24 protein-coding genes and 1 pseudogene are annotated in these 22,752 nt (G+C 62.5%); 13 read left to right on the top strand and 12 right to left on the bottom strand.

What is annotated here, in order from left to right; translation table 11 throughout:
* Positions 1-9 precede the first annotated feature (9 nt).
* The 7 genes from FGW20_RS01015 to FGW20_RS00985 all read left to right on the top strand — a co-directional run bounded on the left by FGW20_RS01015 (position 10) and on the right by FGW20_RS00985 (position 6,355).
* Positions 10-420 carry a PaaI family thioesterase gene (locus tag FGW20_RS01015; RefSeq protein ID WP_301676245.1) on the top strand — a complete coding sequence of 137 codons (411 nt, stop codon included), beginning with the start codon at positions 10-12 and terminating at the stop codon, positions 418-420.
* Positions 421-556: 136 nt separating this feature from the next.
* On the top strand, positions 557-2,146 hold the full coding sequence (pyrG, locus tag FGW20_RS01010) for a CTP synthase (protein ID WP_301676244.1): 1,590 nt from the start codon (positions 557-559) through the stop codon (positions 2,144-2,146).
* Positions 2,147-2,155: 9 nt separating this feature from the next.
* Positions 2,156-3,073, top strand: coding sequence for a glutamine-hydrolyzing GMP synthase (gene guaA, locus FGW20_RS01005; RefSeq protein WP_301676243.1), 918 nt, complete (start codon positions 2,156-2,158; stop codon positions 3,071-3,073).
* A 7-nt stretch (positions 3,074-3,080) separates the two neighbouring features.
* Complete coding sequence (locus FGW20_RS01000; protein ID WP_301676242.1) at positions 3,081-4,205, top strand: aspartate aminotransferase family protein; 1,125 nt, start codon at positions 3,081-3,083, stop codon at positions 4,203-4,205.
* Positions 4,189-5,247 carry a histidinol-phosphate transaminase gene (hisC, locus tag FGW20_RS00995; protein WP_301676241.1) on the top strand — a complete coding sequence of 353 codons (1,059 nt, stop codon included), beginning with the start codon at positions 4,189-4,191 and terminating at the stop codon, positions 5,245-5,247. The genes FGW20_RS01000 and hisC overlap by 17 nt, the downstream gene beginning before the upstream one ends.
* A complete protein-coding gene (locus tag FGW20_RS00990; protein ID WP_301676240.1) occupies positions 5,244-5,756 on the top strand; it encodes an adenylate kinase family protein in 513 nt (170 codons plus the stop codon). The genes hisC and FGW20_RS00990 overlap by 4 nt, the downstream gene beginning before the upstream one ends.
* A complete protein-coding gene (locus FGW20_RS00985) occupies positions 5,753-6,355 on the top strand; it encodes a CDP-alcohol phosphatidyltransferase family protein (RefSeq protein WP_301676239.1) in 603 nt (200 codons plus the stop codon). Before FGW20_RS00990 ends, FGW20_RS00985 begins: the two co-directional genes overlap by 4 nt.
* Before the next feature lie 111 nt (positions 6,356-6,466).
* Here FGW20_RS00985 and FGW20_RS00980 read toward each other — a convergent pair whose 3' ends face one another.
* The 8 genes and pseudogenes from FGW20_RS00980 to nifS form a co-directional block, all read right to left on the bottom strand.
* Positions 6,467-6,952, bottom strand: coding sequence for a TspO/MBR family protein (locus tag FGW20_RS00980; RefSeq protein ID WP_301676238.1), 486 nt, complete (start codon positions 6,950-6,952; stop codon positions 6,467-6,469).
* A 107-nt stretch (positions 6,953-7,059) separates the two neighbouring features.
* A complete protein-coding gene (locus tag FGW20_RS00975; RefSeq protein ID WP_301676237.1) occupies positions 7,060-9,039 on the bottom strand; it encodes a hybrid sensor histidine kinase/response regulator in 1,980 nt (659 codons plus the stop codon).
* Positions 9,040-9,773: 734 nt separating this feature from the next.
* A complete protein-coding gene (locus FGW20_RS00970) occupies positions 9,774-10,049 on the bottom strand; it encodes a DUF1894 domain-containing protein (RefSeq protein ID WP_301676236.1) in 276 nt (91 codons plus the stop codon).
* Positions 10,028-10,501: a DUF1890 domain-containing protein gene (locus FGW20_RS00965; protein ID WP_301676235.1), complete on the bottom strand. Its 474-nt coding sequence runs from the start codon at positions 10,499-10,501 to the stop codon at positions 10,028-10,030. Before FGW20_RS00965 ends, FGW20_RS00970 begins: the two co-directional genes overlap by 22 nt.
* Entirely contained in the window at positions 10,498-11,241 is a 744-nt protein-coding gene (fdhD, locus tag FGW20_RS00960) for a formate dehydrogenase accessory sulfurtransferase FdhD (RefSeq protein WP_301676234.1), read from the bottom strand. Before fdhD ends, FGW20_RS00965 begins: the two co-directional genes overlap by 4 nt.
* Positions 11,241-11,558 carry a divalent-cation tolerance protein CutA gene (gene cutA, locus FGW20_RS00955; protein ID WP_301676233.1) on the bottom strand — a complete coding sequence of 106 codons (318 nt, stop codon included), beginning with the start codon at positions 11,556-11,558 and terminating at the stop codon, positions 11,241-11,243. Before cutA ends, fdhD begins: the two co-directional genes overlap by 1 nt.
* Positions 11,559-11,584: 26 nt before the next feature.
* Positions 11,585-12,028, bottom strand: coding sequence for an iron-sulfur cluster assembly scaffold protein (locus FGW20_RS00950; RefSeq protein WP_301676325.1), 444 nt, complete (start codon positions 12,026-12,028; stop codon positions 11,585-11,587).
* Positions 12,028-13,227: pseudogene (gene nifS, locus FGW20_RS00945) on the bottom strand (cysteine desulfurase NifS). Before nifS ends, FGW20_RS00950 begins: the two are co-directional and overlap by 1 nt.
* A 114-nt stretch (positions 13,228-13,341) precedes the next feature.
* Between nifS and FGW20_RS00940 the strand changes: the two are divergent.
* The 5 genes from FGW20_RS00940 (at position 13,342) to FGW20_RS00920 (ending at position 18,858) form a co-directional block, all read left to right on the top strand.
* Positions 13,342-14,490, top strand: coding sequence for an LL-diaminopimelate aminotransferase (locus FGW20_RS00940; RefSeq protein ID WP_301676232.1), 1,149 nt, complete (start codon positions 13,342-13,344; stop codon positions 14,488-14,490).
* The gene (gene lysA, locus FGW20_RS00935; RefSeq protein ID WP_301676231.1) at positions 14,487-15,779 is read left to right on the top strand and encodes a diaminopimelate decarboxylase; all 1,293 of its coding nucleotides are present in this window, start codon (positions 14,487-14,489) and stop codon (positions 15,777-15,779) included. Before FGW20_RS00940 ends, lysA begins: the two co-directional genes overlap by 4 nt.
* A 16-nt stretch (positions 15,780-15,795) precedes the next feature.
* A complete protein-coding gene (locus tag FGW20_RS00930) occupies positions 15,796-17,085 on the top strand; it encodes an OB-fold nucleic acid binding domain-containing protein (RefSeq protein ID WP_301676230.1) in 1,290 nt (429 codons plus the stop codon).
* Positions 17,086-17,185: 100 nt separating this feature from the next.
* Positions 17,186-18,160, top strand: coding sequence for a DNA repair and recombination protein RadA (gene radA / locus FGW20_RS00925; RefSeq protein WP_301676229.1), 975 nt, complete (start codon positions 17,186-17,188; stop codon positions 18,158-18,160).
* On the top strand, positions 18,154-18,858 hold the full coding sequence (locus FGW20_RS00920) for a phosphoglycolate phosphatase (RefSeq protein ID WP_301676228.1): 705 nt from the start codon (positions 18,154-18,156) through the stop codon (positions 18,856-18,858). The genes radA and FGW20_RS00920 overlap by 7 nt, the downstream gene beginning before the upstream one ends.
* 130 nt (positions 18,859-18,988) lie before the next feature.
* Here FGW20_RS00920 and FGW20_RS00915 read toward each other — a convergent pair whose 3' ends face one another.
* Positions 18,989-19,834: a hypothetical protein gene (locus FGW20_RS00915; protein ID WP_301676227.1), complete on the bottom strand. Its 846-nt coding sequence runs from the start codon at positions 19,832-19,834 to the stop codon at positions 18,989-18,991.
* Between the two features lie 79 nt (positions 19,835-19,913).
* Between FGW20_RS00915 and FGW20_RS00910 the strand changes: the two genes are divergently transcribed.
* Positions 19,914-20,480 carry a hypothetical protein gene (locus FGW20_RS00910; RefSeq protein WP_301676226.1) on the top strand — a complete coding sequence of 189 codons (567 nt, stop codon included), beginning with the start codon at positions 19,914-19,916 and terminating at the stop codon, positions 20,478-20,480.
* 512 nt (positions 20,481-20,992) lie between these two features.
* Here the strand turns inward: FGW20_RS00910 and FGW20_RS00905 are convergent.
* The 3 genes from FGW20_RS00905 to FGW20_RS00895 form a co-directional block, all read right to left on the bottom strand.
* On the bottom strand, positions 20,993-21,244 hold the full coding sequence (locus FGW20_RS00905; protein ID WP_048113333.1) for a PRC-barrel domain-containing protein: 252 nt from the start codon (positions 21,242-21,244) through the stop codon (positions 20,993-20,995).
* A gap of 238 nt (positions 21,245-21,482) precedes the next feature.
* Positions 21,483-21,692, bottom strand: coding sequence for a histone family protein (locus tag FGW20_RS00900; RefSeq protein ID WP_301676225.1), 210 nt, complete (start codon positions 21,690-21,692; stop codon positions 21,483-21,485).
* Positions 21,693-21,835: 143 nt separating this feature from the next.
* Entirely contained in the window at positions 21,836-22,717 is an 882-nt protein-coding gene (locus FGW20_RS00895; RefSeq protein ID WP_301676224.1) for a CBS domain-containing protein, read from the bottom strand.
* Between the last annotated feature and the right edge of the window lie 35 nt (positions 22,718-22,752).

Genomic DNA, 22,752 nt, shown 5'->3' with positions numbered 1-22,752 from the left:
TGTGGTCGCGTGGGGTACATCGACGAACTACAACGGGTAGGAAGGGACGCAAATCCTTTCTTCAAATTGATGGGGATAGACGTGGACGAATACGGCGACGGGCGCGCCCGGCTCAGCATGGGGGTCCGGCCGGATATGCTGAACGGCGCCGGGTGGCTCCAGGGCGGGGTCTACGTGGCGCTCGCCGACGAGGCGATTGCGCTTGCGCTCTACACGCTTCTTGCCGAGAACGAGAGGATCGCCACGATCGATGAGCATACCAGTTTCATCAAAGGCGTCAACACCGGGACGATCGTCGCCACCGGGAAGGTTGTCCGCAAAGGCCGCCGGGTAGCGTTTGCAGACGGAGAAGTCAGGAACGCGGCGGACGATACGCTTCTTACCCGGACGTCGACATCGTTCGCAGTCATCGGGGAGTAGCGTCGGGACGGCCCGCCCGGCAAAAACCCTCTTTCGCCGGTGGGGATTCCCCGGGACTGCTGGAACAATACATTCTCAATACCCAGGACACATACATAAGAGAGAGTATCCGGAAGAACCGGAGGGGAACGAGAGCTTGAAGTATATCGTTGTAACCGGCGGCGTGATGAGCGGGCTTGGGAAAGGCATCACCACCGCATCCATCGGCCGCCTCTTGAAAAACCGCGGCTACCAGGTGACGGCGGTAAAGATTGACCCGTACCTGAACATCGACGCCGGCACCATGAATCCCGCCCAGCACGGTGAAGTCTTCGTCCTCTCCGACGGAGGGGAAGTCGACCTTGATCTCGGCAACTACGAGCGGTTCTTAGACATCAACCTGAAATCGATCCACAACATCACGACAGGCAAGGTCTACCGGAACGTCATCGAGAAAGAGCGGCGCGGGGATTTCCTCGGCGCTACCGTCCAGATCATCCCCCACATCACCGACGAGATCAAGCACTGCATCAGCCGCGCGGCACAGGAGGCGGTCAACGGCGGCAAGGTTGCCGATATCTGCCTGGTCGAGGTCGGCGGCACGGTGGGTGACATCGAGAGCATGCCGTTTCTGGAGGCCGTCCGGCAGATGCACGGCGAACTCGCGCCGGAAGAGATGATCCTGGTTCACGTCACCCTGGTTCCAATGGACACAATGGGGGACTTCAAGACCAAACCCACGCAGCACTCGGTGAAGGCGCTCCGCGAACTCGGGTTGCAGCCCGACATCATCGTCGCGAGAAGCAGCGACGTGATCAGCCCGCAGACGAAGAAGAAGATCTCCGCCTTCACCGATGTCCCGGTAAAGGCCGTCGTCTCCGCAAAGGACGCCCCGGACATCTACCAGATCCCGATGGAACTGGAGAAAGAAGGGGTCGCGGACGTCGTCTGCAGTTATCTTGGCCTCGACAACCACGAACCGGATTCCACGTGGTACCGGGTCGTCTCGCAGGAGTATACGAACCGGGCGACGGTCGCCGTCGTCAGCAAATACGGGATCGAGGACGTCTACATGTCCATCAAGGAGTCGCTCAAGCACGCCGGAAGAGCGCTCTCCACCGAGGTGAACATCCGCTGGCTTGATGCGGAGACGTTCGATGTCTGCGATCTCGCCGACGTCGACGGTATCCTGATCCCGGGCGGGTTCGGGAAGCGCGGGATTGAAGGGAAGATCCGGGCGATCCGGTACGCCCGCGAAAACAACAAGCCGTATCTCGGCCTCTGCCTCGGGTTCCAGCTCGCGGTGATCGAGTACGCGCGGCACGTCCTCGCCATCGAGGACGCCACGAGCGAGGAGATGGGAGAGGGAACGCACGTCATCGCCATCCTCCCCGAGCAGGAAGACGTCAGCGACCTCGGGGGCACGATGCGTCTCGGGGACTGCGACGTCGTCCTGAAGGATGGGACGAAGGTGGCTGGCCTTTACGGCAAAACGGCAATCGTGGAGCGGCACCGGCACCGCTATGAGGTGAATCCCGCGTTCATCGCGGAATTTGAAGGTGCCGGGCTTGTCTTCTCGGGTTCCTGCGGGCCGCGGATGGAGGTCTGCGAGATCCCGGATCACCCCTTCTACCTCGCGACGCAGTTCCATCCCGAGTTCAAATCGAGCCCGACAAACCCCTCCCCGCCCTACGTCGGCTTTGTAGAGGCATGCAAGAAGAATAAAACATCATCAGAGGTCAGGTGAAACAACAGAATGGTAAACGTCGAGAAGTTTATCGACCAGGCAGTCAAGCAGATACGCGATGCTGCCGGTGAGGATAAGGTCGTGATGGCGCTCTCCGGCGGCGTGGACTCGTCGGTCTGCGCGGCGCTCGCGACCCGTGCGATAGGCGACCGTCTCGTCCCGATATACGTGGACACCGGCCTCATGCGGAAGGGCGAGACCGACCGCATCCGGTCGCTCTTTGCCGACGCAAACCTCCGCGTCGTGGATGCCGCGGACGAGTTCTTCGAGGCTCTCGCGGGCATCGTCGACCCCGAGGAGAAGCGCAAGGCCATCGGCGCGAAGTTCATCAGGATCTTCGAGCGGGAAGCGAAGCGGACGGGGGCGACGATGCTCCTGCAGGGGACGATCTACCCCGATCGCATCGAGAGCGAGGGGGGCATCAAGAGCCACCACAACGTCGGCGGCATGCCCCTCAACATCGAGTTTAAGGGCGTCATCGAACCGCTCGCCGACCTCTACAAGGACGAGGTCCGCGAGGTCGCCGGCGGGCTCGGGCTCCCGGCGGAGATCCAGCACCGGATGCCCTTCCCGGGCCCGGGGCTCGCCGTCCGGGTGATCGGTGAGGTGACGAAGGAGAAGATCGCGATCGTCCGTGAGGCGAACGCCATCGTCGAGGAGTGCCTGGTGGAGGAGTTCCACCCCTGGCAGTGCTTCGCGGCGCTGATCGGCCTTGGAACCGGGGTCAAGGGAGACGTCCGGCTCCACGGCTGGATCGTCGCCGTCCGGGCCGTCGCATCCCGTGATGGGATGACCGCCGATCCGCTGCTCCTCCCCCACGAGACGCTGTCACGGATGGCGACCCGGATCACCGCCGAGATCCCCGGTGTCGCCCGGGTCGTCTACGACGTCACCCCCAAACCCCCGGCAACGATCGAATACGAGTGAGATAATCATGGCAGAAGATTCACGCGTGCTTGATGCACGCTACTACATGCCCGCGTTTAGCCGGACGATGAAGATCGTCCGGGGCGCGGGGTCGCGTGTCTGGGACGACCAGGGACACGAGTATATCGACTGCGTGGCGGGTATTGCGGTCTGCAGCACCGGCCACTGCCACCCGTTGGTCGTCGAGGCGATCTGTGGTCAGGCTAAAGAGTTGATCCACTGTTCGAACCTCTACTACATCCCGAACCAGGCGGAACTCGCGGAGAGGCTTGTCGGAATCACGGGACTCGCAAAGGCGTTTTTCTCGAACTCCGGCGCGGAGGCGAACGACGGCGCGATAAAACTCGCCCGCGTCCGGACAGGACGGAAAAACTTCGTTGCGTTCAACCACGGGTTCCACGGCCGGACCTGTGGGTCGCTCGCCGTCACCCACAAGCCCGCCATAAGGGAGCCGTTCGAACCGCTCTCGACCCCCTGCACCTTCGTCGACTACGGCGACCTGAACGCTCTTGCGGGTGCGGTCGATAAGGATACCGCCGGGGTCTTCATCGAGCCGATCCAGGGCGAAGCAGGCGTCCTGATCCCGCCCGACGAGTTCCTCCAGGGCATCCGGGAGATCTGCGACGATACCGGGGCGCTGATGATCGTCGATGAGGTGCAGACCGGGATGGGCCGGACCGGGAAATGGTTCGCCTTCCAGCACTCAGGGGTGACCCCCGACATCGTCACGACCGCAAAAGGGCTCGCGAGCGGGTTCCCCATCGGTGCGCTCGTCGCCCGAGAGGGGCTCGAATTCAAGAAGAGCGAGCACGGGAGCACTTTCGCCGGAGGCCCGCTTGCCTGCGCCGCGGCACTCGCGACGATCGGTGTCATCGAGGAGATCCTCCCCGACGTGGCCCGGAAGGGAGAACGGTTCAAGAAAGCCCTTGCCGCCCACAACCCGCGGGGCCGCGGCCTGATGATCGGCATGTCGGTCGGCGACCGGTGCCCGGAGGTGCAGCAGACCTGCGCCGAGAACGGGGTGCTCGTCAACTGCGCCGCCGACGGGAACCTCCGGCTGATCCCGCCGCTCGTGATCACGGACGAGGAGATCGACACAGCTGTCGGTGTCATCAATGCGGCGCTTGGTTAGAGCGTGCTATACGGGTGCGAGCGGCTACTCCTACGCGAAGAAGGCCGGGGACGTCGCACGGGAACACGGGTTCGACCGGGTGGCCCTTCTCGCGAGCAACGAGAATCCCCGGCCCCCGTCGCCCGCCGCGATCGAGGCGGCGACAGCCGCCCTCAGAGAAACGAACCGCTACCCTGATGAGCGGGCATCCGCGCTCGTCGAAGCCCTCCGCCGCTACCACGGCGATTACCGGTTCGTCGCCGGCGCGGGGATGGACGGCGTCATCGAGACGGTGATCCGGACGATCGTCGAGCCCGGCGAGACGGTGGCCGCCTCGACCCCGACCTTCTCGTTCTACGGGATCGCGGCCGCGGCGCACGGCGCACAGGTGGTGAACGTCCCCCGCAGAGACGACTTCTCGGTCGATCCGGCAGCGTTCGTCGAAGCCTCACGGGGCGCAAAACTCGCCTTCCTCTGCACCCCGAACAACCCTACGGGGAACTCGGTTCCGCTGGAGGATGTCGAGACGATCCTGGAAGAGATGGACGGGCTGCTCTTCCTCGACAACGCCTACGTGGATTTTGCGGATATCGACTACCGGCCGCTGATGCGCCGGTACGAGAACCTGGTCATCGGGCGGACGATGTCGAAGATCTTCGCCCTTGCAGGGCTCCGGGTCGGCTACGCATTTGTCCCGACGTGGCTGGAGCCGTTCTACCAGAGGGCCGCAACGCCGTTTGCGCTGAACGCGGTCTCGGCGGCCGCTGCCGCGGGAGCCCTCGCCGACACCGATCAGGTGAGGGGGACCCTTGATCACGTGCGGGAGTGGCGACGACGGTTCCTTGAAGAGGTGCCGTTCCGGGTATACTCCTCGGACGCAAACTTCGTCATGATCGACGTCGAACCTCACACCGGTGACGAAGTGACGGAACGCCTCGCGGCAGAAGGCGTCATCGTCCGGTCGTGCACCAGTTTCCCGGGGCTCGGGAACCACTATATCAGGGTCTGCATCGGAGAAGACTGGGAGAACATTCGATTCCTCGAGGCGATAACGAAGATATGATGACAGGCATCACCGGCACGCCGGGAACCGGGAAGACATCCATTGCGGCCGAACTCGAACGGCGGGGGCACACTGTCGTCCGCCTGACGGATACGGTGCGGCCTTACGTTATCGAAGAGGACTGCTCCCGGCAGACGCTGGTGGTGGACGTCGACCGGTGGGTGGACGAGTTCGAGCCCCTCGACGGGTTTGTCGAAGGCCACCTCGCCCACCTCCTCCCCTGCAACCGGGTGGTGGTGCTCCGGTGCCGCCCGGACATCCTGCGGGAGCGGCTTTTGCCCAGGAACTACCCGGAGGAGAAGGTCGCGGAGAACGTCGAGGCGGAGGCGCTCGACGTCATCCTGGTCGAGACGCTCGAAGAGCACCCCGGCGAGCACGTCCTCGAGGTGGATACGACCGATCTCTCCGTCGGCGAGTGTGCCGACCGGATCGAGTGGTTCGTCCGGGGAGAACTCCCGCCGTCCTACGGCTCCATCGACTGGTCGGACTACCTGGAGGTCGGAAGATGACGCTCGACCAGTTCCGGCCGCAGGTGCAGTGGATCGTTCAGCCCGTGGTGAACCTGATGCGAAGGGCCGGGGTCACCCCAAACGCGCTGACGATTGCGTCGTTCCTCGTCTCGGCGCTTGCGGGCGTCGCGTTCTACGCCGGGGGAGTCGTCTTCGGCACCATCATGGTCGTGTTCAACGCCGTCTTCGACGCGCTCGACGGGGCGCTCGCCCGTGATATGGGGATCGCGGGCATCCGTGGAGACTTTCTCGATCACGTCATCGACCGCTACGCCGATATCTTCATCATCACCGGGATATTTGCGGGCGGGGCCGCGCCCTGGCAGATCGGCGTCTTTGCCCTGACCGGCGTCCTGATGTCCTCCTACCTCGGCACCCAGGCGCAGGCCGTCGGGGTGGGCAGGTTCTACGGCGGGATCCTCGGCCGGGCAGACCGGCTGGTGCTGATCATCATCGCAGGCGCTCTCACAGTGCTGATACCGGGGGAGATTTACGGCCTGAACTACCTCGGGTGGCTCCTCGTCATATTCGGTTTCCTCGGGCACTACACCGCGTTCCAGCGGTTCGCCCACGTCTGGCGGCAGATAGAAAAACAGTAATCTACTATTTTTACCCCTCCGCACGAGAGGCCGTGCCGCCGCTCGCCGGAGGGTGCAGGTGCATCGGCGCGAACCTGCCTTTGCACCCGACGATCCGGGTTGGAGCGTCCCTTACGGGTTGAGAAGGTAGATCCCGTAGTTGAGGTAAGCCGCAAAACTCACCCAGAACAGATAAGGAATGAGCAGAACTGCCGCGGGTATCGAGACCCGGTCGAAGGCGACTATCGTCATGAGGATTGCAAGCCAGAGGAGCAGGATCACGATGAACGCGAAGAACGGTGCCTGCATCCCGAAGAAGACAAACGACCAGAGGACGTTTAAGACCAGCTGGACGCCGAAAACCGCCGTCGCAACGCGCACGTTCTTATGTTTCCACCCCTTGCTCCAGACAAGATAGAGCGCGATGCCCATGAGGATGTAGAGCACTGTCCAGACGGGGCCGAAGACCCATGAAGGTGGACTGAACTCGGGCATGGTAAGACCGGCATACCAGGTAGAGATCGCCGGCATCGTGAAGAACGAGCCGATCTGTCCGGCCGCGAGACTGATCCCTATCGCCATGATGAACTGGATGATTCGGACGTAGGCGGGCGTCACGCTGGGAAATAATGTTTCTCACATTCTTAAGCCTTTTGATCTTGGTCGCAATCGTCAGCCCACGCCCCGACGGAAAGCCGACGATGCACCGTTCCCGGAATGGAATTTTATTCGCACTCCTCCCCGTCCGGGTACTCGTCGTCCTCGTCGTCGCCGGCGGGGAGAACCTCATGGAGGGTAAACCTGAATGCCGCACCGAGATCCGGCCGCCCTTCCACCCGATCTTCCACCCGGATGGTGCCGCCGTAGCGCTCGACCAGAGCGCGGACGATGAAGAGGCCGAGGCCGTCGCCGTACCCCCCGACCCATTCCCGCTCGAACCGGCGGAAGATCGATTCTTTCATGCGATCGGGTATGCCCGGCCCGGTATCCTCGACCGAGACCAGCACGTTCTCGCCGTCGTAATCCTCCACCCGGATGGCGATCCTGACATCCTGGCCGCCGAACTTGACGGCGTTCCGGATAAGGTTCGTGAAGACCTCGGAGAGCAGGTCGTCAGCCCAGACCCGGGCGGGGGTGCCCCCTGCAACCTCGATCGCGATCTCCGGGAATGCGGCGACCTCTTCCCGGATGACGGCATGGAGGTCGACCGGTCCGACGTCGGGCGCGTCGTGGTGGATGCGGCGGATCGTGGTGACGTTGCCGAGGATCTCGGCACTCCGATGAATGCTGCTCCGGATCTTTTTCGCGTAGAGCGCGGCCTCGCCTTCCAGCATCTCGAGGAGGAGGTCGTTGTAGAGGTTCGAGACGTTTTCGGCGTTTTTTATGTCGTGCGTCATGATGTCGAGGTAGAGGTTCGCCTCCCGGTTGGCCGCCTCGAGTTTCTTGTGCAGCATCCCTTTCAGGATCCCCGACCCGATCTCCTGCCCTATCGTCTCGAGGAGCGTCCGTTCATCGCGGGAGAAGGATTCTTTCGTCCGGCTGCCGGCGTAGACCGCGCCGACGACGACTGATTCCGCGACGAGGGGGATGCAGGCGAGCGCGGAGACCTCGAGTTCCCGGAGGATGCCCGCCTCGATGGAGTTGAGGTCAGCCTGCTGCTCGATGTAGCGGGGCTGGCCGGCGATGAAGACGAAGTTGAACGGCCAGTGGTGGACTTTGATCAGGCGGTGCCGGGCCAGGGCGGATCCGGGGAGTCCGTTCTGGTGCTGCAACAGCGCCCGTTTCCGCTCGGAGTCGAGCATGTAGACGATGCCGACGTCGAGCCTCATCAGTTTGAGGGTCTTTTTGAGCGACTCCTCCAGGAGTTCGGCAAGGGAGAGGGAGGCGGCTGTGACGCCGATGATCTGGTTGAGCACCATGAGGTGTTCGTTCCGGATCAGGAGTTCTTCTTCGGCGCATTTGCGCTCGGTGATGTCCATGACACCGGCAATCGAGCCCCGGAACCGGCCGGACTCGTCGGTGACCGGCGACGTGACCACGAGCGCGTGGATGCGTCCGCCGCCCGAGTGGAGGAGGTCCAGTTCGAACTCCTGCCGTTCGTCGGTCTCCCGGCAGAAGGGGTTCTTCGAGACCGACCCCTCCCGGCCGGAACCGTCGAAGAACCCGGCGACCGGCGAGCCGACCAGGCGTTCGGCGGGGTAGCCGAGGATCTCTTCCATCGCGGGGTTTGCGAAGGTGATGCAGCCGGTCTCGTCGACGGCGATGACGCCTTCGTTGAGGTTCTCGACGAGCCTCCGATACATCGTCTCCGAGTGCCGGAGCGCGGCCTTCACCTGTTTGCGTTCGAGCGCGTACCGGAACGCCCGGCAGAGCAGTTCCGCATCGGTCTTCCCCCAGACCAGGTAGTCCTGCGCGCCGTTTTGCATCGCGTGGAGCGCAGCGGGAGAAGAGCCGGCCGTGGTGAGCACGATGACCGGGACGTCGGGGGCCGTCCGGCGCAGGCGGTCGAAGGCCGCCGCCCCCTGCCCGTCCATGAGATCGAGGTCGAGGAGCACGATCTCGATCCTGCCCCCCAATACCAGAGCAAGCCCGTCCCGGGGGCGCTCGCAACGGATCAACTCGACGTCGCGTCCGCACTCGCGAAGCATCTCCCCGAGTTTGCCGGGACTCTTCCCGATCAACAGCACGCGTAAGGGTTCGCTCATGGTCTCACTTGCATCCAGGGCCGGTACCTGCCCGTATCGGTGTAGATTCAGGTGTCCCGGCCGCAAACGGCTCGCCGCACGGGCTGCTCGCCGATCCCCTCGCGGGGGTCTGACCGCACGCGCCCGGGTTCTCACTAGTGTAGTACGGTTCTCCGGTAATTTATATCTCGTTCTTTGGGCCCGGACGTCGCCCTTGTCGCCGGGGCCGTCCAGGTGCTTGCCGTCGGCGGGTTCCTGGTTCGCCGCTGGTGGATGCACCGGCAGAACCCGGCGCTCTTCCAGAAATACGATTGACTCCGGGATCGATGAGACGGGGCAGATCGCCCCTCCATTTTTCTGAGGGATTCCCGGGAGTCTCTATCAATATACTCTTTTAAGGGAAGAACCAGCTTTGTTGAAATCCTTCCCCAGAGGACGAGTCACCTCCTAACTATACATCACGACGTACACGAAGCCGCGAAGAACGCGAAGGGTCGCCAGAAACTAGATGCCGGAGTTCGCGCCTTCGCGCCTTCGCGTGAGGCAACTGTGCAGGGGAGGGGATACAGCCTCACCCCGGGTGTGATGGTTTGTGAGTGCGACTACCGTCCTGGCAGGAGCTTGAGCACCGAAGGTGCGAGAACCGGAACTCGAGCACTATCAGGCGCGAAGGTGCCATCAGCCATATGGGTTCCGCGCAAAGCAACGGTGCAACTGAACGACCGGGACAAACACAACGGGTTCTAAAAAAGGGGCTACTTCTTCCTCGCCCGCAGCCGTGCAATATCCTCGCCGCCCGCGACCTTCACCACGAACGTCCCGTGGCAGGGCTTGGTGTAGGGGAAGATCAGGTGCTCGCCCTCGACGCCGACATACAGCGGCGGCACGCCGATGATATGGACATCATGGATTTTGTAACCCGGTTCGACCTCGTGGTACTCCCGGACGTTCTTCTTGATATACTCCCGCGCCTCCTTAAAAGACGACTGCGAGAGAATGACCTGGGGTTTCAGCGCTTCGAGACAGCCCATTGCATCACCTTGTCAAGTTTCCGCTTCAGCGGCATGGGGTTGTGGACGGCCTTCGCCGCCACGACCTCGCAGGGGAACTCGATCTCACCGGCGAGTTCCTCCGCGTGCTCCCCGAAGAGGAGGGCATACACCCGTGCCTTCGATATGTAGGCCACCGTCCCGGCATACGCGACTCCCGAGTCGTTGTGGATGAAGACGAAGCAGAGGTCGAAGTCCCGCTGCTTCCCCGTGATCTCGTCGATCGCCGCGTCGAGATCGGTCATCTCCAAAACGTAGTGCCGGTCCGGGTCGGCCACCTCCATCAGTTTACGGGCCGCCTGTGTCCCGGCAATCACCGGCCGGATCCCCTGCTGTCTCAGGCCGTGCACCAGGTAGAGCGCCATGCTCGTCTGGACGGGCACCTGCGGGCACCCGAGCAGGATCAGCGCGGTTTTTTCGTCGTTCTCCGTCATGGTTTCTCCAGAATACTCAGGACTTCGGGCACCCGTTCGGGGTGCGTGTAGATGGTGAACCGCTCCCCCCGCGAGAAGCCGACCAGCGTGAGCCCTGCCCGCTCTGCCGTGAGGATGCCCCCGTCGGTCGTGGCGGCGCGGGAGACGACGATCGGGATCCCCGCGTTCGCCGCCTTCGCCACCATCCCCGCCGGCTGCCGGCCGGTGCACCCGAGGACGCACCTCGACCGGTCGAGCCCCCGGAGAGCCGCATGGCCCACGACCTTGTCGACGGTGTTGTGCCTCCCCACATCGCACGCCCGGGTGACGAGTTCGCCGTCGCAGAAGAGGACCGAACAATGGACGCCGCCGGTCCTCCGCCAGGTATCGGACTCGATCGCCGCCGTGACCGCACGGATGCCGTCCGCCGTGATCGTGACCGACGACGCGACCGATCCCGGCTCGCCGAGCACCCGGGAACCGCCGGACGACTCCGTCTCGAGCCGGATCTCCTTTTTCACCGGGGCGGTGATGTAGACGTCCTTTTCCGAGACCTCCACCGACTCGACCGAGTCCGCCAGCCCTTCGCAGACAACGAACCCGGCCCCAAGGTCGCCCAGGCGGTCGGGGCTCGCCACGAGCGCCGTGAGATACTCGCCATTCAGAAAGAGCCGGACGTGATCCTCGACGATGATGTCGTCGTGGACTTCGCGCGCGCCGTCACCCGTCACCTGGATGCCGGCGCGGCAGACGATCTCCATCAGGCCGTCTCCCCCCTGACCCAGTCGAGATACGGCGCGTAGCCGCCGACGATGGGAAGGGCGATGATCTCGGGGGTCTCGTAACTGTGCAGCTCCCGGATCCGCTCGATGAGCGGATCGAGCAGGCGGTGCTGCGTCTTCGCGACAAGGAGCCGCTCGGGCTCGTTCGTGACCGTCCCCTCCCACCAGAAGCAGGACTGCACGTCGGCAACGTTCACGCATGCAGCGAGGCGTGCATCGACAAGCGCTCTTGCAAGGTCTTCCGCCTCGCCGGCGGGGGCCGTGCAGAGGACCACGACAAATTCCGGGAGAGCCATGGTTTTACCTTCACCTCCGCCCGTATTTAACCGTTTTCGGGCCGGACACAGCATCCGCCCTCCCCGCAGCAGCACCCGCCGGACTCCCTCTCCAGGGGCTCGAGCCCTTGCCGGTTTCGCAAATCGTCGATCGCGGCCCGAATGGCGTCGCGGGCGAGGAGCGAGCAGTGCACCTTCGGTTCCGGGAGACCGCCGAGAGCGTCCACCACGTCGACGTTCGAGAGGTTCCATGCCTCGGTGACCGTCATCCCCAGGATCATCCGGGTAGCCATCGAACTCGAGGCGATCGCCGCCGCGCACCCGAAGGTCTGGAACCGGGCATCGGTGATCCGGTCGTCCTCGACTTTTAAGTAGATCTTCATGATATCCCCGCAGGTCGGGCTCCCGGCCTCGCCGACAGCGTCGGCGTCAGCCAGTTCGCCCACGTTCTCGGGGTTCGTGAACTCTTCGATTACTTTCTCCGTATACATCATTCGGCCTCCGGTACCCGGGCACAGGGCGGTGTCAGCGGCGATATCCGCCGCAGCCTCCCGATCACCTCTGGCAGCACATCAAGGACATAATCGACGTCATCCACCGTATTAGCATCGCCGAGCGTCAGCCGGAGCGACCCGTGCGCCTCCTCGTGGGAGAGTCCGGTCGCAAGCAGGACGTGTGACGGTTCCGACGACCCCGACGAGCAGGCGCTCCCCGTGGAGGCGCAGATCCCGCGGCCGTCGAGCAGCAGCAGGATCGACTCCCCCTCGACGTAGCGGAAACTGAAGTTCGCGTTGTTCGCGAGTCACTCAGTCGGGTGGCCGTTTAAGCGGCAGTCCGGGATGGAACCGATGACACCCCGAACCAGCCGGTCACGCATCGCGGCGATCCGGCGGTTGTGCCCCTCGATATCGGCGGTCGCAAGTTCGATCGCCCGCCCGAGCCCCACGATGCCTGGGACGTTCTCGGTTCCGGCGCGCCGGCCCTGTTCCTGCCCGCCGCCGTGGATGAGGGTCTCGACCCGGGTTCCCTGCCGGATATAGAGCGCCCCCGTCCCCTTCGGGCCATAGAACTTGTGCCCGGAGAGCGAGAGGAGATCGATATTCATCCGCTCCACATCGATCGGCACCGCCCCGATCGCCTGGACGGCGTCGGTATGGAAGAGAGCGCCGTGCTCGTGCGCAACCCGGCCAATCTCCGCGACCGGCTGGACTGTCCCGATCTCGTTGTTCGCGGTCATCACCGAGACGAGGATCGTCGCATCCGTGATCGCCGCTTCGACCGCCACCGGCTCGACCCGCCCGAACTCGTCGACCGGGAGGTAGGTGACCGAGAACCCCTGCCGCTCCAGCCACTCGCAGGTATGAAGGACAGCGTGGTGCTCGATCGCAGAGGTGACGATATGGTTGCCGCGCTCCTGGTTCGCGAAAGCGGCCCCCTTGATCGCCCAGTTGTCGGCCTCCGTGCCCCCGGCGGTGAAGAAGATCTCCGCAGGTGTAGCGCCGACGGCCGCCGCCACCTGCCCCCGCGCCGTCTCGACACCGCTCCGGGACCCGGCGGCAAACCGGTAGAGGGACGAAGGGTTGCCGAAATGCTCCGAGAGGTACGGGGCCATCGCCGCGACGACTTCGGGCTTCATGAATGTCGTCGCCGCATGATCCATATACACGGGACGCTCTGCCAGGTCGTTCATGTCCAATACATCGTTTGGTCCGGGAACGTATCAGCGTTACCGGTCACGTGACGAACGGGAACCCCGGAAGTGTGAGTGAGAAAATACATAGGCTCCCGTGCGCAATACCTGATGATGTATTCGAGACGCATGGAACACCTTCCCCCCTACCTTTTTGCACGCATTGACGAGATGAAAGAGGAGAAGCAGCGACAGGGTGTCGACGTCATCGATCTCGGGGTCGGTGACCCCGACCTCCCCACCCCGCCGCACATCGTGGAGGCGCTCTGCGACGCGGCCAGGAACCCGAAGAACCACCACTACCCCTCCTACACCGGCATGCTCGCCTACCGCGAGGCGGTGGCGGAGTGGTACCGGGCCCGGTTCGGGGTCGACCTCGACGCGAAGAAGGAGACCCTCGCGCTCATCGGCTCGAAAGAAGGCATCGCGCACATCGCCGAGGCTTTCGTCAACCCCGGCGAGGTCGTCCTCGCCGCGGACCCGGGCTACCCGGTCTACAAGACGTCCACGCTCTTTGCCGAGGGCAAAGTCCACGAACTGCCCATCCGGGCGGATAACGACTTCCTCCCGGTGCTCGAGGATATCCCCGCCGACGTCGTGAAGCAGGCGAAGTTGATGTTCATCAACTACCCGAACAACCCCACGGCCGCAATCGCGCCCCTCTCATTCTTCGAGGAGGTCGTCGAGTTTGCACGGGAGCACAACATCGTCGTCGTCCACGACAACGCCTACTCCGAGATCACCTTCGACGGCTACCGGGCGCCCTCGTTCCTCGAGGCCGACGGCGCGATGGAGGTCGGGGTCGAGATGCACTCGCTCTCGAAGACCTACAACATGACCGGGTGGCGGATCGGTATGGCCTGCGGCAACCCGGATATCATCGCCGGGCTCGGCCGGGTCAAGACCAACGTCGACTCGGGCGCGTTCGAGGCCATCCAGCACGCAGCCATCACGGCGCTGACCGGGCCGCAGGACTGTATCGCGAAGGCCTGCTCGATCTACCAGGAGCGCCGGGACGTCCTCGTCAAAGGGCTCACCGAAGTCGGGCTCGACGTCACGGCCCCGAAGGCCACCTTCTACGTCTGGGCGCCGGTCGACGACAGTATGGCGTTTTCCGCAAAACTCCTCGACCAGGCGGGGATCGTCGCGACGCCGGGGGTCGGGTTCGGCAAGAACGGCGAAGGATTCGTCCGGTTCGCGATCACCCGGTCGATCGACCGGATCAACGAGGCCGTAGAGCGGATGCGGGGGATTGACCTGTGACCCTCCCCTCGCACCTCACGGTCAGGGACGGCCGTCTCCGGATCGGCGAGCACGACACGGTCGACCTCGCGGAACGGTTCGGCACCCCGCTCTACGTCACCGACGAAGAGCGGATCCGTGGAAACTTCCAGCGGCTCTCCGGCGCGCTCACTGCCCACTACCCGAAGATCCGCGTCCTCTACGCCGCGAAGGCGAACGGCAACCTCGCGATCTTTAAGATCCTTGCATCCATGGGCGCCGGGGCCGACGTCTTCTCCGCAGGAGAGGTCGCGCTCGCCCTCGCCGCCGGGATGCGCCCGGAGTCGCTCCTCTTCAACGGGAGTTCAAAGACCCCCGCCGACCTCGCCCTCGCAGTAGAGAAGGGCATCCGCGTCTCGGTGGACTCACCCGACGAACTCCGGCAGCTCGACCGCGCGGCCGGAGAAGCAGGAACAACCGTCGATATCGCCTTCCGGGTCAACCCGGCGATCGAGGTCCCCACCCACCCGAAGATCGCGACCGGGCTTGCGACGAGCAAGTTCGGCATCCCCGCCGGGCAGATCCTGGATGCCTACAAGGAAGCGCTCGCGCTCGAGCACACGAACCCCGTCGGGATCCACTGCCACATCGGCTCGCAGATCCTCGCCGTGGAGCCCTTCGCCCGCGAGGTCGAGGTGCTGACTGACGTCGCCCGCGATCTGCTCGACATCGGGGTCAACCCCTCGTTCATTGATATCGGGGGCGGCCTCGGCATCCCCTACCACCGGGGGACCGATCGCGCCCCGACGCCGGAGGAGTACGCGGAAGCGGTCATGCCGGTCTTCCTCCGCGGCGTCAAAGAACTCGGGATCGAGCCCGAACTCTGGGTCGAGCCCGGCCGATGGCTCATCGGTGACTCGACGCTTCTCCTGACACGGGTCAACTCCGTCAAGACCGCTCACAAGACGTTTGCGAACGTCGACGCCGGGTTCAACCTCCTCGTCCGGCCGACGATGTACGATTCTTACCACGAGGTCGTCGCGGCGAACAGGGCCGACGCACCCGCGGTGCGGGAATACTCCGTCACGGGGCCGATCTGCGAGACGGGCGACATCCTCGCGAAAGACCGGATGCTCCCCGAACTCGAGGCAGGCGATCTCGTCGCGGTGCTGGACGCCGGGGCGTACGGGTTTGCGATGTCGTCGCAGTATAACAGCCGTCCCCGGTGCGCCGAGGTGCTCCTCGCGGGCGAGCAGGCCGCCCTGATGCGCCGGGCCGAGACGATCGACGACCTGACGGCTCCCATGATGATACCGCCCTGGCAGGAGTAGGAGCGGGGCCGCAACCGTGAAGTTTCACTACCTCCTGGTCGATGACCTCCTTGGAAAGGAAGAGTTCGAGCGCCGCGTAGAGGAGAAGGTGGCGGAGTCGGGCGACCTCCTCGACGATCGGACGGCGGCGATGCTGGTCGTCCGGGATCTGGGGCGCTCGCACATCCGTATACGCGACCTCGCCGCGGCCCCGAGCCTCGCGTGCTTCTTTGCAAAGGTGCTCGCCGTCGAGGAGCCGCGGGAGTTCGAGCGGCCCGACGGCACCCCCGGCATCGTCGCGAACGTTACGGTGGGCGACGAGACCGGCAGGGCCCGGCTGACCCTCTGGGACGAGAAAGCCGCCGCGGTCGCGGAGATCGAGGCGGGCGACGTGCTCGAGATCCTCGGTCGGCCGAAGGGCGGCGGGAAGGTTCCGGACGTCACGGCCGTCGCCGTCCAGGAGGCAGCGTGCGAGATCACCTGCGAGGAGACCGCAACACCCGGGGGGCCCGAACCGGCGGGGGATCTCGAGGTCCGGCTGATCGCGATCGAGAGCCCGCGAACGTTCACCCGCCGCGACGGGACACCCGGCGAGATGGTCGAAGCGGTGATCGGGAACGAGGACGGCGTCTTCCGGCTCGTCGCCTGGGCACCGGCCATTCTTGAAGGAGTGGACGCGGGGGAAACGGTCGTCATTCGCGGCGCCGTTGCACGGGAAAGCGACCGGGGAATCGAGTACAGTCTCGGTGAAACGGCATCGATATCCCGCTCCGGCCATGAGATCGGCGTCCCGATGAATACCGTCACCGAGATCGAGGAGGGCGGGACGTATTCGCTTGCCGGGAAGGTTCTCTCCGTGCAGCCCCCTCACTCGTTCGTCACGCGGAGCGGGCGGCAGTCTTCGGTCAGGAATCTCGTCGCCGCCGACGATACCGGCGAGATCCCGGCCGTCATCTGGGGCGAGAAGGCTCAAGAGCACCTGGTGCCCGGAGACCGGATCGAGGTCTACAACGCGAACGCACGGCGGGGGCGGTACGGCGACCTCGAGGTGCACCTCTCGTGGGGGAGCGCTCTCGTCATCATCGGTGAGGAGGAGGAGGAGATCGAAGTGGTGGGAACGGTCGTTCCCACCCGGCAGGGAACCGCTCTCGATACGGGCGACGCCTGCTACCTCCTCCGTGAACCGCTGCCCGTCGGATACATCGTCCGCGCGCGAGGCACGGTGCACAGAGGCGTGATCAGTCCGAGCGCTATCGAGGCCGTACAGCCTGATCCCGACGACCTGCAACGCCGCCTGGATCGGATCTCCGGGCACCCCGGATCCTGATCTTCACTTTCACCCCGCACGGCAAGCGACCTTTATGTCTCCGGCTAGAGAGTCTAGTGTAGCATACAGAAACACACCTAGAGATCAAGTGAGGATTGAGATGTCAGAGATTGATCTTGAAGATTTACCCGGCGTCGGAGCGACCACCGCCGACAAGCTCCGCGAAGCCGGATACGGGACCGTCGAAAGCGTTGCGACGGCCACCACGGCGGACCTCGCCGAAGCGGCGGAGATAGGCGAGGCCACCGCAAAGAAAGTGATTCTCGCCGCCAGGAAGATGGCGGATATCGGGGGGTTCAAGACCGGCCGGGACATCCTCGATAAGAGGAAGGATATCAAGAAGCTCCAGACGCTGGTGCCCGAGTTCGACGAACTGGTCGGCGGCGGGTTCGAGACGCAGGCGATAACGGAGGTTTATGGCGAGTTCGGGTCGGGTAAGAGCCAGCTCGTTCACCAGATGGCCGTCAACGCCCAGCTCCCCGAAGAACTCGGCGGGCTTCACGGCGGGGTCATCTACGTCGATACCGAGAACACCTTCCGACCGGAGCGGGTCGAGCAGATGCTGAATGGTCTCCCCGAAGAGGCGGAGATCGGGGAGATCGATGAGGTCCTCGAACGGATTCACGTTGCGCGGGCGCACAGCTCCGACCACCAGATGCTGCTCCTCGATACCGCACGGGAACTTGCAAACGACCTGCGGAACTCCGATTACCCGGTCAGGCTCTTCGTCATCGACTCGTTAACGTCGCTCTTCCGTTCGGAGTACGCGGGGCGGGGCACCCTTGCTCCCCGGCAGCAGAAACTGAACCGCCACATGCACGACCTCCTGAAACTGATCGACGACCACAACGCCGTCGGGCTCGTGACCAACCAGGTGATGTCGAACCCCGGCGTCCTCTTCGGTGACCCCACGAAACCGATCGGCGGCAACATCGTCGGCCACACCGCAACCTTCCGGCTCTATCTCAGGAAGAGCAAGGGCGGCAAGAGGGTCGCCCGCCTGGTGGACAGCCCCAACCTCCCCGAGGGCGAGGCGGCGTTCATCGTCGAACAGGCAGGGCTCAAGCAGTGTTGAAGGCGCTCGTAACGGACGTCGACGGCACCATCACCGACCGGCGGCGGCGGATCAACACCGCTGCCGTCGAGACCATCCGTAGCCTCGTCGACGTCGGAATAGAGGTGGTGCTCGCAAGCGGCAACACCGTCTGTTTCATGGACGGGCTCTGCAAGATGGTCGGGACGGACGGGACGATCATCGGCGAGAACGGCGGTGTCTACCGGAGGACATTCTCCGGCACCCTCCGCATCCCCGGTGACAAGAACGCCTGCCTCGCGGCGTTCGAGATTCTCAAGGACTATTTTACCGAAAAAGGCGTGGAACTCGAACTCTACAGCGCGCAGTACCGGTTCGCCGACGTTGCCTTCGCCCGGAACATCGCCCCCGACGAAGCGAGAACGGTCATCCGCGACCACGACCTCCCCGTTCGGGTGCTGGACACCGGATTTGCAATCCACCTTCAGGCGCCCGGTATCAACAAGGGAACCGCGCTCCGGGATCTCGCCGGGGAGATGGGGCTTTCCCCCTCAGAGATGATGGCTATCGGCGACTCCGAGAACGATATCGAGATGCTCGAGGCAGCCGGTATCGGCGTCGCTGTTGCAAATGCTCCTGCCGCGACCCGGGCGGCGGCGGACCGGGTCACCAAAGAATCCTACGGGGACGGGTTCGTGGAAGCGGTAAAAGAGTATTTTGATGGTTTTGAGGGGCGGTAACCGCGTTGGTGGTCCGGCTCTCAATGGTCGACCTTGAAGGTCATTATTTAACACCAGGGATTCTGTATTTCAATTATTACCTCGTCCTCCCGAATCCACCAATCATACCGGCTCCCCGCAACGGCGGAGTTTAATTGGTTCTGTTCTCGTCTTCCACAGGAGTCTGCTCCTCTATCGGTTCCTCAGTCGGTTCCGGTGTGAACGTTGAAAATTCTTCCAGTTCCGGCTCCACAATCGTGGTCACTTCCGGGGTCGGCTCCTCGACCGTGGGCTCCGCAGTTGGCTCCTCAATTGGCTCCTCAACTGGGGTTGGCTTCGGTGTTGTCGATGGAGTGGCCGGGGGAACGGTTGGCGGTGGTGTCCAGTCTTCTGGCGGTTCCCGGTCATCCCGGGGCGGGGTTGCGGTAGGGTGGGGCGGCAAATGTTGCACCGGGGTTGGTTGCGGAACCGATGTTCCTACCGGGGTTGGTGTTTCTATAGCCGTAGGAGATGCAGTTGGAGCAGTAAAGGTTGGTGTGACCGTGGGCGACCCAGTGGGCGTCGGAGTGGCCGGTAAATAGGGATTATCGGGCCTTCCTTCGCGAAGCAGCCGTATTGGCGCAGAAACCGGGAGATCATAATACCTTGGTATACCTGGCTGCTTCTCCGGCATTACCGCTTTCATATTATAGTATTTCCGTGGGATGTAATCTTGTTCACTCGTATAGGGATTTCTCGTAAATGAATATTGGCCGAAATCCACCGTGCTTATCACATACACCGGGACATTCTCCGAGTAAATGAGAATTACCGACTCTGTGAGCGGGTAATTCCATTCCATAAGCCAATCATAATAACCGAAACGGGTTTCGAGGGTCGGACCACCGTAATTCTCACCGTTTGGCCCGGCGCTCCGGCTATAGAAGTGTAAATAGACGTTTTTCAGTTCAATGTTGCTGAAGTAGTAAACGTGGTCGTGCAGTTCCACGCTCATCATACCGGCTAATTCCGGGGGAAACTCCGATTCAACGATAACACTTGTTGTTTGCGTAGCATGGTCAACGATGTAATAATAGGTGCGGGGAACGCCCGCCGTTCCCGTCCAGGTCTCGATAGTAACCTCCGTTGTCGGCGTTGGCGTCGGTGTCGGGTCAATCGTTGGGGATACCGTTGGTGTAGAATCCGGTGCAGGCTCCGTGGTCGCCGTAGGAACGGGTGTCATGGTCGCGGTGGGTGTTGGGCTCGTAGTTGGGGTGGGAGTCGCCGTCTCATTCGTAGTCGGGGTTGCGGTCACCTTCACCGTCGAGGCCGTTGTTGGCTCGGTCGTCGGGCAGGGTGTCTCCGTTGCCGTTGGAGTAACCGTTGTCCCTCCGGAAGAACTGCTACTACTGCTACTTCCTCCAGATGATGACGAAGACCGTACCGAACCGCCAGAACTGCTTGTTTCAACCACATTTGAAAACATCCCGATAATTGTATTCACGATCCCCGGTCCCGGTTCACCCGGGGTCCCAACGGTCTTATTCTCGGTCGCATTCGTCGTATTATCAATAGTCCGCGAGACGACCGCGTCTTTCACGATAACAGAATTCATTTCCGTCGAATCGTTCAACTCCCCTGTTTCAAACCCGCCAGTGGCGTAAACAACGCCTACAGCCAGAGCGAGGGCGAGAACGATTCCAGCGACGATTTCGGATTGTTTCATGATTATAACCCCATTTGACTCGCATCCCCACAAATTCAGCCACGTATATATTTTACTCCGAATACATGCTTGCGGATATATATGTTTGCAAGCAATCGCCGAACCCGAATGAGGAGCGATTCGCTACGCAGACTGATCAATCACGCGCGATACAGGGGAGTTGAGTCCTGATGTACAGGGCTGCCCTGTCGTCATTTCTCCAAAAAGTGTGGCGCGACCAGGGCCTGCAACCCTGACCGCGCCCGATCCATCGTGCGAGGCCGGGTCATTCTCCGCCGATACACAAGCCAGAGCCCGATCCCCGGGCTCAGGACAGAATCGTCATGCTCACCGTCCCGGTGCGAGTATCGATGCGGGCGGTGTCATGAACCTTTGACGGGCCTGGAAACCCGTAGGTATCCAAACCAGTATCGTTACCGCACCCAGGTGTGGTCAGAAAAAGTATTATCCCTATCTCTTCAGCAGGTAACGGTCGACGACGACGTAATCTTTTATATCTTTCACCGACTCAAACGGCACGAGCATCTTGTCCCCGTCCGTCCTGTAGCCGTCGGTCTTGAACGTCTCGTCCGGTTTGACGAGCAGGTCGGCAACCTGCCCCGTGTTGAGGTCGACAATAATATTCTTGATGGTCCCGATGAGCATGCCATCGTTACTCATCACTTTCTTCCTGGCAAGGGAGCGGCAGAAAGTTTTGCTCATACAGAACCGTGGGACGTTTGTACTATTTAAATCTTCTAAAGTCTATAAAATCACGGAAAAGAGCGTTCCAAATTATTGCCGGATGTGCATGCACCGCCGCTGCCCGCAGCGGGAGAAACCACAATGCAGAGACCTCCTTCACCGGAGAGTTGCATACCCGATCGCCCACACCCAACCGGCGTCAGTACGGTCTTCCCGGAGGTACAAGTATAGCCTGGAGAAAAAGAGATTTTTAGGGTTACTTCACGGTCTCGGCCGCCATCCGGACATCGGTTGCCTTGACCGTCTTCCTGCCCGCGTGGCCCGCCAGCTTGATCGCCTCTTTCGCGATCTTTGAGGCGTACTGCTCCATCAATTTTGCCAGTTCTTCATTGGCATCGGAGCTCACACGCTCCGCGCCGGACTTCTTTACAATTCTGCCAACAGGTGCCAGTGGTATATCAGTCATGATCCATTTCCCCCTTTTCATTGAGTTCTGTGAAATGCACTCACACACAGAACTCGTTTAACAGAAGCACCATAGGTATTCTCATATAAATACTTATCCGTCTCCAGAGGGGTTGAAGCACGAAATTTCGAACGGGGAGGGGATCAAAGTGAGGGAAAGACCCGAATAATATCGGTCTGGGTAACGATCCCGACAGGCTTGCCGTCCTCGACCACAATCAACCTCCCGATCTCCCGTTCCTTGAACCGGCCCACGAGCTCGTAGAGCCGGATCGACGACGGAGCCTCCACCACATCGGCCGTCATGACCTCCACGACGGGCGCATCCAGCGTCAGACCCGCATCCAGGCCGCGGGCGAGATCGCTCAGCGTTATGATGCCCGCGAGGGCGCCGTCGTCCTTCAGCACCGGCGCGCCGTGGATATGATGGGTATTGAAGAGGTGCACGGCATCGCGGAGGGTGGCGATGAGCGGCAGGGTCAGGACCGGGGTGCTCATATAGTGCTTGATGGGCTGTTTGGGGAGGGATATCATCTCCGAGACGCTGATAAGCAGCGCCTGCAGGTTCTCGTCCATCCCGAAGACCTCGCCGCGGACAAGGAGTTTGTTCACCGGCGTGGGCCCGATCGAGACCATATCCCCGACGCGGAAGAGTTTCACGCTCCCGATGATCCTGACCATCGCCTGGCAGAGGTCGGGGTGGCAGAGGGTGGTGAACCCGAGCTCCCTGACGCGGACGCCCTTCACCTTCTCGCCGTCACGGAGGATCGGCACCTCGGACTGGTGCTCGAGATCCCCGAGATTCAGCTCCCTGTACGCACCTGCGGTCGGGCTGTATCCTCCTTTCGGGCCGGGAACGCCGTCGACCAGCCCAAGAGCTTTCAACGCCTGCATCTGGTTGCGGACGGTGCCGGGGTTGCGTTTCAGCACCTCCGCGATCTCCTCACCTTTTATAGAGTGGGAAGACTGATGGTATAGGGTAATCAAAGTTATCAGGATGTCCTTCTGAATCGGAGAGAGCTCCATAATTATCAGTCATTATATGTTGTTTAAATACATTA

This window comes from Methanoculleus methanifontis, assembly GCF_030464365.1.
In the GTDB taxonomy this organism is placed as follows: Archaea; Halobacteriota; Methanomicrobia; order Methanomicrobiales; family Methanoculleaceae; genus Methanoculleus; species Methanoculleus methanifontis.
Note: the sequence above shows the minus strand (reverse complement) of the source record. Positions and strands in the feature narration are given on the sequence as shown.

Coding starts and splice junctions, on each gene's coding strand:
- FGW20_RS00970 (WP_301676236.1), bottom strand. CDS start 10,049: ATGGGCTGTCTCGAAGCGCTGAAACCCCAGGTCATTCTCTCGCAGTCG.
- cutA (WP_301676233.1), bottom strand. CDS start 11,558: ATGGCTCTCCCGGAATTTGTCGTGGTCCTCTGCACGGCCCCCGCCGGC.
- FGW20_RS01000 (WP_301676242.1), top strand. CDS start 3,081: ATGGCAGAAGATTCACGCGTGCTTGATGCACGCTACTACATGCCCGCG.
- FGW20_RS00965 (WP_301676235.1), bottom strand. CDS start 10,501: ATGACGGAGAACGACGAAAAAACCGCGCTGATCCTGCTCGGGTGCCCG.
- FGW20_RS00905 (WP_048113333.1), bottom strand. CDS start 21,244: ATGAGCAAAACTTTCTGCCGCTCCCTTGCCAGGAAGAAAGTGATGAGT.
- FGW20_RS00940 (WP_301676232.1), top strand. CDS start 13,342: ATGTATTCGAGACGCATGGAACACCTTCCCCCCTACCTTTTTGCACGC.
- guaA (WP_301676243.1), top strand. CDS start 2,156: ATGGTAAACGTCGAGAAGTTTATCGACCAGGCAGTCAAGCAGATACGC.
- fdhD (WP_301676234.1), bottom strand. CDS start 11,241: ATGGAGATCGTCTGCCGCGCCGGCATCCAGGTGACGGGTGACGGCGCG.
- FGW20_RS00950 (WP_301676325.1), bottom strand. CDS start 12,028: ATGTATACGGAGAAAGTAATCGAAGAGTTCACGAACCCCGAGAACGTG.
- FGW20_RS00990 (WP_301676240.1), top strand. CDS start 5,244: ATGATGACAGGCATCACCGGCACGCCGGGAACCGGGAAGACATCCATT.
- radA (WP_301676229.1), top strand. CDS start 17,186: ATGTCAGAGATTGATCTTGAAGATTTACCCGGCGTCGGAGCGACCACC.
- FGW20_RS00985 (WP_301676239.1), top strand. CDS start 5,753: ATGACGCTCGACCAGTTCCGGCCGCAGGTGCAGTGGATCGTTCAGCCC.
- FGW20_RS00975 (WP_301676237.1), bottom strand. CDS start 9,039: ATGAGCGAACCCTTACGCGTGCTGTTGATCGGGAAGAGTCCCGGCAAA.
- FGW20_RS00900 (WP_301676225.1), bottom strand. CDS start 21,692: ATGACTGATATACCACTGGCACCTGTTGGCAGAATTGTAAAGAAGTCC.
- hisC (WP_301676241.1), top strand. CDS start 4,189: ATGCGGCGCTTGGTTAGAGCGTGCTATACGGGTGCGAGCGGCTACTCC.
- FGW20_RS00895 (WP_301676224.1), bottom strand. CDS start 22,717: ATGGAGCTCTCTCCGATTCAGAAGGACATCCTGATAACTTTGATTACC.
- FGW20_RS00915 (WP_301676227.1), bottom strand. CDS start 19,834: ATGATGAGCGTGGAACTGCACGACCACGTTTACTACTTCAGCAACATT.